Genomic DNA, 9724 nt, shown 5'->3' with positions numbered 1-9724 from the left:
CTGGAGAACCTCATGGGCCTGGCCGTTTCCGTCGGCATCCTCGCCGACCTGATCGAAAACGATCCCGAGAGCGCCGAGCAGTTCGATGAAGACTTTGCGGTCGTGAACCGCAAGCTCGCCGAGGCGGGCCTGCCGCCGCACGTGGAGCCCCGCGCGCTGCCGCCGCTCGATTCGCGCGCACCGATCGACGGCCTGCCCTACTCGTTCATCCACTACCTGCGCCGTGCCTATGCACATCGCGTGACGACACCCGGTTGGATGGCGACGCCGCTGCCCGAAGACACCGACCCCACGGAAGACGAGACGCTCGAAGACGTGGCCAGCACCTTCGAGAGCCACCTGCTCTGCCACTCGGACGCAGAAGGCTTCTATGTACCGGTCGACTTCGAGGAGGTGATCTTTGCCGAGGAGGACGAGACCGACCTGCCCGGCGGCATGCTCGGCTCGTCGTACCGGCTGCTTGAAGAACTAGTGCTGGTCGCGCCCGCCCTGGGCATCGCGCTCACGGACGGCCAGCTGTCGGACGAGGAAGCTGCCCGGCTCGGCGACGGCATGGGCGACGACGAAGGCCTCTACCGGGAAATCGAGTCGTGGCTGCTGCTGTACGAATCGGCCCGGCTGAGCATTGCGCACAAGACGGCGATTGTTTTCACCTGATCGATCGGGCAACGCGTTGTCCAGGCACCTCGCCACCGTCACCCTCCTCGTCCACGACTACGACGAAGCCATCCGCTTCTTCACCGGGGCGCTGCGCTTCGACCTCGTCGAAGACACGCCGCGCGGCCCGGGCAAGCGTTGGGTGATGGTCGCGCCTTCGCGCAACATGGGTGCCACGCTGCTGCTCGCCAAGGCTGCGAACGACGAGCAAGCGGCGGCGGTCGGCAACCAGGCGGGCGGGCGCGTCTTCCTGTTCCTGCACACGCAGGACTTCGCGGCCGACCACGACCACATGAAGGCCCATGGCGTTCGCTTCCTCGAAGAGCCGAGGCACGAGCCGCATGGCACGGTGGCGGTCTTCCTGGACCTGTGCGGCAACAAATGGGATCTTCTCCAACCCGCATAAGTCCCGACGAAAGCGCTCCATGAACCGCCTCCTCGAAATCCGCACCTACCGCCTCAAGCCCGGCACCCTCGAAGCGTTCGACAAGGCCATGCAGGAGCGCGCCGTGCCGATGCTGCGCAGCAAGGGCATGGACGTGGTGACCTACGGAAAATCGGACCACGAGGAAGCCACCTACCACCTCGTTCGCGCCTACGACAGCCGCGAGGCGCTGGAGGCCGAGCAGGCGGCGTTCTACGGATCTTCGGAGTGGCGCGACGGCCCGCGCAGCGCGCTGGTGGACCGCATCGAGACGTATCTCAACACCCTCTTGTGGGTCTCGCAGGAAGCGGCCGACAGCATGCGCACACTCAACGACCGGCATACCGAAGATAAGTAACCGCGGCTGCATGCACAGGCCTAAACTCCCGCCTCCGTCATCACCGCTTTCGTTCATCAAAGGAGAACCGCATGAACATCCAGGAGATCGCCGACAAGCTCGTGGCCGTGTGCAAGTCAGGAAAATTCGAGGACGCCCTGGCGCTCTATGCCCCCGACGCGGTGAGCGTCGAGGCCAGCGCCCCTCCCGGTGGTCAGCGCGAGACGGTCGGCCTTGCGGGCATCCGCGGCAAGGGCGAGTGGTGGGTAGCCAACCACGAGGTGCATTCCATGCAGGTCGCCGGCCCGTGGCCACATGACGACCGCTTCATCGTCGGCTTCAAGTTCGACGTGACCATGAAGCCCACCAAGCAACGCTTCACGATGGAAGAAATGGCGCTCTACACCGTCAAGGACGGCAAGATCGTGCGCGAGGAATTCTTCTACTCGATGGGCTGAAGAAGGAAGATGGACGGCGGGAGTGTTGCTGCGATGCCGCTCGACTGGCGCCACACGCTCGAAGCGCTCGACTGGAACGAGCTCTCCCGCCTCTACGAGATCGCCCCGCTGGGCCACAAGAAACCGGCCGACCTGCAGGTCGTGTTCTCGAACAGCATGTTCAAGTGCCTCGTCTATGAAGGCGATCGCTTGATCGGCGCGGGTCGCGCAGTGGCCGACGGCCTGGACTGCGCCTACATCTGCGACGTGGCGGTGCACCCAGACCACCAGGGCACGGGCCTCGGCAAGGCGATCGTCGCGAAGCTCGTGGAGTTTTCGCGCGGGCATCGCAAGATCATCCTGTACGCGGTGGCCGGCAAGGAGCCCTTCTACAAGAAGCTGGGGTTCAAGCGCATGCGCACCGCGATGGCGATCTTCGGCAATGAGCAGCAGGCGCGCGAACGCGGGCTGATCGACGACAGCTGAACCATTCAGCCGATGGCGTGACAGCCGTTACGCCCGTGACGAAGCGCAGGCCCGCCTGCGTTGTGAATGACCGGCCTGCACCAGATGATCGGCAGGTTCCATCACACGCAGCACACGACATGCCCCTGCTTCCACCGCCCTTCACGACCCCCACGCCCCACGCCCGCCGCACCTTTCTCGCCCAGGGCGGCTGCGGCCTGCTCGCCGCGCTCGGCGCCACGCGCTTCGCCGACGCGGCCACGCCCGTCGCGCACGTCGAGGAGCGCCCCGACCTCGCCACCCACTTCAAGGACGTCGGCGTGCGCGGCACCTGGGTAGTGCTCGACAGCGCCACCGCGAAGCTCACCGTGGTCGACCGCCGGCGCGCCGAGAAGCGCTACAGCCCCGCATCGACCTTCAAGATCCCCAACAGCCTGATCGCGCTGGAGACCGGCGCGGTGAAGGACATCGACGAGATCCTTCCCTACGGCGGCGGCACCTACAAGCGCAAGGAATGGAAGCGCGACATGAACCTGCGCGACGCGATCCGCGTCTCGCACCTGCCGATCTACCGCGAGGTGGCGCGCCGCATCGGCCTTGCGCGCATGAACGAGTGGATCGCGAAGCTGCACTACGGCAACGAGACGCTCGGCACCGAGGTCGACCAGTTCTGGGTGAACAACAAGCTGCAGATCTCCGCCGCCGAGCAGGTGCGCTTTTTGATGCGGCTCGCGCAGCGCAGCCTGCCGATGTCGATGCGCACGCAGGACATGGTCCATGAGATCACGCGGCTCGAGAAGACACCCACCCACGCCCTGCATGGCAAGACCGGCTGGTACGAAACGCCGGGCTTCTCGCTCGGCTGGTGGGTCGGCTGGGTCGCGCAGGCGAATGGCAGCGTGCAGAGCTTTGCGCTGAACATCGACATGCACGGCGAGGCCGACGTGGCCAAGCGCATCCCGCTCGGGCGCAAGCTGCTCGCGCAGATGAACGTTCTTGCGGCCTAGGAACACCCATCGCAGGGCGGGTTGCGGGCAAAATGCCCCGCAGGTGCCCTCATGAATACAAGATTTGTCGAAGCCTTCCTCTGGGCCGCGCGGCTGGGCAGCTTTCGCGCGGCGAGCGACCGGCTCCACATCACGCAGGCGGCCGTGTCCAACCGCGTGGCCTCGCTGGAAGAAGACATCGGCGCGCGCCTCTTCGAGCGCGACGCGCGCGAGCTGCGGCTCACGCCGGTGGGCGTGCGGCTCATGGACTACGGCGAGCGGCTGCTCGAGCTGCGCCGCGAGATCGTCTCGCTCGGCCGGCCGCGCGGCGACATCCTCGGACTGGTGCGCATCGGCGCCATCGAGACCGTGGTCCACACCTGGCTCCTGGGCTTTCTGACCAACCTGCGCTCCACCTACCCGGGCATCGAGGTGCAGCTCACCTCCGAGACCACGCTCGCCCTGCACCGGGGCCTGCGCGAAGGCGCGCTCGACATCGCGCTGCAGACCGACCACATCGCCGGCGCGGGCATCGTGAGCACGCCGTGCCTGCCGATGCCGATGGGCTGGGTCGGCCCGGTCGGCGCCGAGGGCGTGCAGACCGTCGAGCAGTTGCTGCGCCAGCCCGTGCTCACGATGAGCCCCGGCTCGCAGCCGCACGAGGCGCTCAAGAACCTGTTTCGCGCGGCCGGCATTCCTCTCGGCAAGGTGCACTGCGTGAGCTCGATCTCGGCGCTCGCGCGCCTGGTGAAGGCGGGCTTCGGCAATGCGCTGGTGCCGCTGCCGCCCTGCTATGAATACGTGGCCATCGGCGACGTGCGGATCATCGAGTGCGATGCGCTCATCTCGCCGCAGCGCATCGTGGTGAGCCACCTGGAAGCGGCCGACTCCGATGCCATCCGGCTCGTGGCCGAACTGGCCTGCCGGGCCTCCGACCAGTTCACGACTTCGGCAATCGCACCAACCTGGAGCGCAGCTTCAGAGGGTTAACCCTCAAAACATCGCATTCCGGCCCCGAAAAAGGGCCAGTAATTCTTGTGGCTGTCGCCCAAAAAAACTCGTTTGTGACAGTCCGACCCCGCGACGGAAGATCGCGCCTTCATTTTTCGAAGGCCCGCCTCCTCTTCCGCCGCCATGAACACACCTGACTCTTCTTCCCCCGCAGCGAACGCGAACGGCATGCTCTTCGTCGCCTCCGACGTGGAGCCGGCCGACGAGGCCGATTTCAACCGCTGGTACGACAGGGAGCATGTGGAAGAGCGCGTGCGCATCCCCGGTTTCCTGTCGGGCGCACGTTACTTCTCGCTCGAAGGCGGGCGCAAGTACCTGGGGCTGTACCGCACCGAATCGCTGGCCGTGTTCGGCTCGCCGGGCTACCGCGCCGCGTTCGAGAAGCAGACGCCGTGGTCCATTGCCAACCTCGACCGCATGCGCCAGCCGATCCGCCGCGTGTGCGCCGTGCGGGCGGTGACGGGCTTCGGCAGCGGCAGCCACGCGGTCGTGCTGCCGCTTGCAGTCACCGGCGACGCGGAAGCGCTGGTCGCGCGCGCCGCCGCAGCCGGCCGCCAGCTCGCCGAACAGGCAGGCTTCGTGCAGTCGTACCTGCTCGCACCCGACACCACGCTCAGCACGCCGCTGCCGCGCGAATCTACCGAAGGCCGCGTGCTGCAGCCGCTGCTGGTCGTCGAGACCAGCAGCGCCGATGCCGCGCGCGCCGTACGTACCGCCGCAGCCGCCGCGCTCGATGCCGACCCGGCCGCCGGCTGGCTGCTCGCACTCGGCTGGAAGCTGAGCGCGGCCGAACTGAACTGATCACGCCTCCCCGTTTTCCATCTCTCCATTGAACAAGGGCATTCCCATGACCGAACACGTTCTCAAGGCCCCGGCCACCGCTGCGGCACCGCCCAAGATGGGCCGGCTCGCAATGGCCAGCTCCATCGGCACCACGCTGGAGTGGTACGACTTCACCGTCTACAACATCATGGCCGCGCTGGTCTTCAACGCGGTGTTCTTCCCGTCGTTCGACCCGCTCACGGGCACCATCCTCGCGTTCTCGACCTACGCGGTCGGCTACATCTCGCGGCCGCTCGGCGGCGTGGTGTTCGGCCACCTGGGCGACCGCCTCGGCCGGCGCTTCGTGCTGGTGGCCACGCTGGTCATCATGGGTGTGTCCACCGGCCTCATGGGCCTGTTGCCCACCTATGCGACCTGGGGCATCTGGGCGCCGGTCGCGCTGGTTGCGCTGCGCTTCGTGCAGGGCGTGGCGCTCGGCGGCGAATGGGCCGGCGCGGTGCTGCTGTCGATGGAACACGGTAAGCCCAACGAGCGAGGCCGCAACGCCTCGTTCACGCAGATCGGCCCGTCGTTCGGCACGCTGATCGGCACCGGCTTCATCGCCGCCGTGTCGGCCTGGCTGAGCCCGGAAGACTTCATGGCCTGGGGCTGGCGCATTCCGTTCATCTCCAGCGTGGCGCTGGTGCTGTTCGGCCTGTGGCTGCGCCGCGGCGTGGACGAGACCCCGGTCTTCCTCGAGATGGAACAGAAGAAGGCCACCGCCAAGACGCCCGTGAAGGAAGTGTTCACGCAGCACTGGCGGCGCCTCCTGGTGGCCGGCGGTTCGCGCATCGGCTCCGACGTGCTCTATGCGCTCGTGGTGGTGTTCACCCTCACCTACGTGACGACGGTGCTGCACCTGTCGCGGCCGCTCGCGCTCACCGCCACGATGATCGGTGCGGCCTGCAATGCGATCGCGGTGCCCTACTTCGGCAGCCTCTCGGACCGCATCGGCCGCAAGCCCGTGTACATCGCCGGCGCGCTCCTGGGCATCGTCTGGGCCTTCGTGTTCTTCGTGCTGATGAACAGCGCGCAGCCGATCGCGATCTGCGCGGCGGTGGTGGTCGGCCTGATCATCCACGCGATCATGTACGGCCCGCAGGCCGCCTTCGTGACCGAGCAGTTCCCGGGCCGCGTGCGCTATGCCGGCTCGTCGCTGGCCTACACGCTGGCCGGCATCCTGGGCGGCGGCTTCGCGCCGCTGATCATCGCGAGCCTCTACAAGTCGTGGGGCACCACGGTGGCCGTGTCGCTGTACGTGACGGTGGCCCTGTGCATCACGCTGGTCGCGCTCTTCATCGCCCGCGAAACCGCCAAGAAACCCCTGGAAGCCTGAGACCGAGAACGACATGCATCTGCGTTTTGCCTGCGAAACCGTGAGCGCCGACGGCGCCCGCGCCATCGAACTGCGTTCCGTCGAACCCACCGCGCTGGTGGTGGCGGGATGGACCGGCCGCGACGTTGCGGCCATCGAACACCACATCGAGGAGCTGGCCGCCATCGGCGTGCCGCGCCCTTCGAGCGTGCCGCTGTACTACCGGGTGGCGTCCCAGCTGCTGACCCAGTCGCCCGCCATCGAGGCGCTGGGCGACCAGAGCTCCGGCGAGGCCGAGCCCGTGTTCTTCTTCTCGGAGGGCGAGTGGTGGCTGAGCGTGGCCTCGGACCACACCGACCGCCAGGTCGAGAGCTACTCGGTCGCGGTCTCCAAGCAGATGTGCGCCAAGCCCGTGGCCCAGGTGGCCTGGGGCTGGCGCGATGTGCAGGCGCACCAGGACGAGATCGAATTGCACTCGCGCATCTTCGAGGACGGCCGCTGGGTGGACTACCAGCGCGGCACGCTCGCATCGATCCGGCCGCTGGCCGCGCTGCGTGACGGCATGCCCGGCACGAGCGCCGCGCCCGAGGGCCTCTTCATGACCTGCGGCACGCTCGGCGCACTGCCCAATGCGAAGGGCGAGGGCATCCGCCCCGCCGCGCAGATGGAGATCGAACTGCGCGATCCGCGCCTGCAGCGGCGCATCGTGCACCGCTATGCGGTGAACGCACTGCCGGTGGTGGCGTGATGCGCGGCACCGGCAACCTCACCATCGCCTCCCTGCGCGAACGCATCGCGCGCGGCGAGCTGTCGCACGAAGCGCTGATCGGGCAGGTGCTCGAAGCGGCCGCGCTGCCTTCGGCGCAGCATGTGTTCACGAAGACCTACGCCGATGCGGCGCTCGCGGCCGCCCGGCATGCGGATGCGGCGCAGAAGGCGGGCGTGCAACTCGGCGCGCTCGCGGGCCTGCCGGTGTCGGTCAAGGACCTGTACGACGTCGCGGGTGAAACCACGATGGCCGGCTCCGCCGTCTGCCAAGGCGAACCGCCGGCCGTGCGCGATGCGGTGGCCGTGGCGCGGCTGCGCACGCAAGGCGCGGCCATCGTCGGCAAGACCAACATGACCGAGTTCGCGTTCTCGGGCGTGGGCATCAACCCGCACTACGGCACGCCGCACAACCCGGCCGATGCGGGCACGCCGCGCATCCCGGGCGGCTCGTCCTCGGGCGCGGCCGTGTCGGTGGCACTGGGCCTCGCGGTCGCGGGGCTGGGGTCGGACACGGGCGGCTCGATCCGCATCCCGGCTGCGCTCTGTGGGCTCGTGGGGTTCAAGAACACGCAGTCGCGCGTGCCGCGCACGGGTGCCTTCGAGCTCGCGCGTTCGCTCGACACCGTCTGCGCGATGGCGCGCAGCGTCGAAGACTGCCTGGTCGCCGATGCGGCCATTGCCGATGCGCCGCTGGTGGTGCGCCGGCGTCCGCTCCAGGGCCTGCGCCTGGCGGTGCCGCGCACGCTGATGTTCGACGGCATCGAGCCCGCGGTCGCGCGCGCCTTCGAGCGTTCGGTGCAGGCGCTGTCGGCGGCGGGTGCGCAGGTGGTCGACATCACGCTGGTCGAGCTGGCGGAGATCGCGTCGATCAACGCACCCGGCGGTTTCTCGCCCATCGAGGCCTCGGCGGTGCACCGCGAACGTTTCGCCGCGAAGCGCGAGGGTTTCGATTCGCGCGTGGCCGCACGCATCGCGCTCGGCACCGAGGTGCGCGCCGCCGACTACATCGTCATGCAGGACCGCCGGCGCGACTGGATCGGCCGTGTCGAGCACGCGCTCGAAGGCTTCGACGCGCTCGTCTGCCCGACCGTGCCGATCGTCGCGCCGCCCATCGCGTCGCTGGCCGAAGACGCGGCGTTCTTCCAGGCCAACGGCCTGCTGCTGCGCAACACCTTCGCGATCAACTTCCTCGACGGGTGCGCGTTCAGCCTGCCCTGCCATGCGCCGGACGAACTGCCGGTGGGGCTGATGCTCTCGTCGGTGCGCGGCGACGACGCGCGGCTCGCAGCCGTGGCGCTGGCGGTGGAGCAAGCGCTGCGCTGAGGGTCTTGCCCTCTCTCCCGCGCGCGGGAGAGGGTTGGGGCGAGGGTGCAGCTTGCGCTATCTTCAGCGCATGCCCCCGTCTCATCAGCCCCTCGTCGGTCGCCGCATCACCCTGCGACCCCTCCAGGCCTCCGACGCCTCCGCCCTTGTGGCAGCCGCCGCCGACGGCGAACTCTGGAACCTGCCGTTCACCGTCGTCCCCTCGGCCCAGACCATCGACGCCTACCTGCGTACCCCGCTCGAAGGCCAGGCAGCCGGGCACGTGATGGCCTACGTCACCGTGCTGCGCGAGACCGGCCGCGTCATCGGCTCGACCCGCTTCTGGAAGATCGACCCCATCCACCGCAAGCTCGAGATCGGCAGCACCTGGATCTCGGCGTCGTGGCAGAAAAGCTTCGTCAACACCGAGGCCAAGTACCTGATGCTGTGCCACGCCTTCGAGGCGATGGCCTGCGTGCGCGTGCAGTTCACCACCGACGAGATCAACGCGAAATCGCGCGCGGCCATCCTGCGGCTCGGCGCGAAACAGGAGGGCATCGTCCGCCACGAGCGGATCATGCCGGACGGCCGCAAGCGCAACTCGGTGCGCTTCAGCATCATCGACGACGAGTGGCCGGCGGTGAAACAGCAACTGGAAGCGAGGCTTCGCGCATGACCCATTCCGTCGTCACCACCGAAGAGCGCCACTTCGAAAGCCTGCACAAGGCGCTCGACACCGTGGCGCGCGAAAAGAAGTACCTCGCGCAGACCCAGGCGCCGCCGTGGGAGCAATCGCTCGCCTTCTATCGCAACGTGCTGGCCGAGGGCTTCCCGCATGTCGTCGCAGTCGATGTCAGCGACCGGGTCGTGGGCTGGTGCGACGTGTCGCCGGTGTTCGGGAATTCGCGGGCGCACATCGGCATCCTGGGCATCGCCCTGTTGCCAGAGGCGCGCGGCCTGGGCCTGGGCACGCAGTTGCTGCGGGCCGCCATCGACAGGTCGTGGGCGCGCGGGCTGACCCGCATCGAGCTCTCGGTCCGCGCGGACAACCTGAACGCCAAGGCGCTGTACGAGCGCCTGGGCTTCGAGCACGAAGGCCTTGCGCGGCGCGCGAGCCGGATCGACGGCATTTACCACGATGCCTTCAGGATGGCCCTCCTTCGCTAGACTGAAGCATTCACTGCAATCGGAGAGCGCGCC

General features: G+C 68.1%; 13 protein-coding genes. All 13 read left to right on the top strand.

Annotated features, from left to right (window positions below; all coding sequences use genetic code 11):
* Positions 1 to 12: 12 nt before the first annotated feature.
* Positions 13 to 657, top strand: a complete 645-nt coding sequence (locus tag GNX71_RS07520) for a hypothetical protein (protein WP_206177747.1) — start codon at positions 13 to 15, stop codon at positions 655 to 657.
* A gap of 16 nt (positions 658 to 673) precedes the next feature.
* On the top strand, positions 674 to 1063 hold the full coding sequence (locus GNX71_RS07515; protein WP_206177746.1) for a VOC family protein: 390 nt from the start codon (positions 674 to 676) through the stop codon (positions 1061 to 1063).
* A 19-nt stretch (positions 1064 to 1082) separates the two neighbouring features.
* Entirely contained in the window at positions 1083 to 1439 is a 357-nt protein-coding gene (locus tag GNX71_RS07510) for an NIPSNAP family protein (RefSeq protein WP_206177745.1), read from the top strand.
* Positions 1440 to 1510: 71 nt separating this feature from the next.
* On the top strand, positions 1511 to 1876 hold the full coding sequence (locus tag GNX71_RS07505) for a nuclear transport factor 2 family protein (protein WP_206177744.1): 366 nt from the start codon (positions 1511 to 1513) through the stop codon (positions 1874 to 1876).
* A 33-nt stretch (positions 1877 to 1909) separates the two neighbouring features.
* Positions 1910 to 2341 carry a GNAT family N-acetyltransferase gene (locus GNX71_RS07500; protein ID WP_206179373.1) on the top strand — a complete coding sequence of 144 codons (432 nt, stop codon included), beginning with the start codon at positions 1910 to 1912 and terminating at the stop codon, positions 2339 to 2341.
* Positions 2342 to 2460: 119 nt separating this feature from the next.
* Complete coding sequence (gene blaOXA, locus GNX71_RS07495; protein ID WP_206177743.1) at positions 2461 to 3327, top strand: class D beta-lactamase; 867 nt, start codon at positions 2461 to 2463, stop codon at positions 3325 to 3327.
* Between the two features lie 51 nt (positions 3328 to 3378).
* Positions 3379 to 4296, top strand: a complete 918-nt coding sequence (locus GNX71_RS07490) for a LysR family transcriptional regulator (RefSeq protein WP_206177742.1) — start codon at positions 3379 to 3381, stop codon at positions 4294 to 4296.
* A gap of 144 nt (positions 4297 to 4440) precedes the next feature.
* Complete coding sequence (locus GNX71_RS07485; RefSeq protein ID WP_206177741.1) at positions 4441 to 5118, top strand: DUF4286 family protein; 678 nt, start codon at positions 4441 to 4443, stop codon at positions 5116 to 5118.
* Between the two features lie 46 nt (positions 5119 to 5164).
* Positions 5165 to 6475 carry an MFS transporter gene (locus GNX71_RS07480; protein ID WP_206177740.1) on the top strand — a complete coding sequence of 437 codons (1311 nt, stop codon included), beginning with the start codon at positions 5165 to 5167 and terminating at the stop codon, positions 6473 to 6475.
* Between the two features lie 13 nt (positions 6476 to 6488).
* Positions 6489 to 7202 carry a DUF2848 domain-containing protein gene (locus GNX71_RS07475; RefSeq protein ID WP_241027192.1) on the top strand — a complete coding sequence of 238 codons (714 nt, stop codon included), beginning with the start codon at positions 6489 to 6491 and terminating at the stop codon, positions 7200 to 7202.
* Positions 7202 to 8545 (top strand): amidase, encoded by a 1344-nt coding sequence (locus GNX71_RS07470; RefSeq protein ID WP_206177739.1) that lies wholly within the window; start codon positions 7202 to 7204, stop codon positions 8543 to 8545. The genes GNX71_RS07475 and GNX71_RS07470 overlap by 1 nt, the downstream gene beginning before the upstream one ends.
* 70 nt (positions 8546 to 8615) lie before the next feature.
* Positions 8616 to 9200 carry a GNAT family protein gene (locus GNX71_RS07465; protein ID WP_206177738.1) on the top strand — a complete coding sequence of 195 codons (585 nt, stop codon included), beginning with the start codon at positions 8616 to 8618 and terminating at the stop codon, positions 9198 to 9200.
* Positions 9197 to 9691: a GNAT family N-acetyltransferase gene (locus GNX71_RS07460; RefSeq protein ID WP_206177737.1), complete on the top strand. Its 495-nt coding sequence runs from the start codon at positions 9197 to 9199 to the stop codon at positions 9689 to 9691. Before GNX71_RS07465 ends, GNX71_RS07460 begins: the two co-directional genes overlap by 4 nt.
* Positions 9692 to 9724: the final 33 nt, after the last annotated feature.

Origin of the sequence: Variovorax sp. RKNM96 (assembly GCF_017161115.1) — a bacterium.
GTDB lineage: Bacteria > Pseudomonadota > Gammaproteobacteria > Burkholderiales > Burkholderiaceae_C > Variovorax.
This window is presented reverse-complemented; position numbering and strand designations above follow the sequence as displayed.

What these genes read in the sequence shown, in the direction of transcription:
- GNX71_RS07500 (WP_206179373.1), top strand. Translation starts at nt 1,910, where the DNA reads ATGCCGCTCGACTGGCGCCACACGCTCGAAGCGCTCGACTGGAACGAG.
- GNX71_RS07480 (WP_206177740.1), top strand. Translation starts at nt 5,165, where the DNA reads ATGACCGAACACGTTCTCAAGGCCCCGGCCACCGCTGCGGCACCGCCC.
- GNX71_RS07475 (WP_241027192.1), top strand. Translation starts at nt 6,489, where the DNA reads ATGCATCTGCGTTTTGCCTGCGAAACCGTGAGCGCCGACGGCGCCCGC.
- GNX71_RS07485 (WP_206177741.1), top strand. Translation starts at nt 4,441, where the DNA reads ATGAACACACCTGACTCTTCTTCCCCCGCAGCGAACGCGAACGGCATG.
- GNX71_RS07465 (WP_206177738.1), top strand. Translation starts at nt 8,616, where the DNA reads ATGCCCCCGTCTCATCAGCCCCTCGTCGGTCGCCGCATCACCCTGCGA.
- blaOXA (WP_206177743.1), top strand. Translation starts at nt 2,461, where the DNA reads ATGCCCCTGCTTCCACCGCCCTTCACGACCCCCACGCCCCACGCCCGC.
- GNX71_RS07470 (WP_206177739.1), top strand. Translation starts at nt 7,202, where the DNA reads ATGCGCGGCACCGGCAACCTCACCATCGCCTCCCTGCGCGAACGCATC.
- GNX71_RS07520 (WP_206177747.1), top strand. Translation starts at nt 13, where the DNA reads ATGGGCCTGGCCGTTTCCGTCGGCATCCTCGCCGACCTGATCGAAAAC.
- GNX71_RS07460 (WP_206177737.1), top strand. Translation starts at nt 9,197, where the DNA reads ATGACCCATTCCGTCGTCACCACCGAAGAGCGCCACTTCGAAAGCCTG.
- GNX71_RS07510 (WP_206177745.1), top strand. Translation starts at nt 1,083, where the DNA reads ATGAACCGCCTCCTCGAAATCCGCACCTACCGCCTCAAGCCCGGCACC.
- GNX71_RS07490 (WP_206177742.1), top strand. Translation starts at nt 3,379, where the DNA reads ATGAATACAAGATTTGTCGAAGCCTTCCTCTGGGCCGCGCGGCTGGGC.
- GNX71_RS07505 (WP_206177744.1), top strand. Translation starts at nt 1,511, where the DNA reads ATGAACATCCAGGAGATCGCCGACAAGCTCGTGGCCGTGTGCAAGTCA.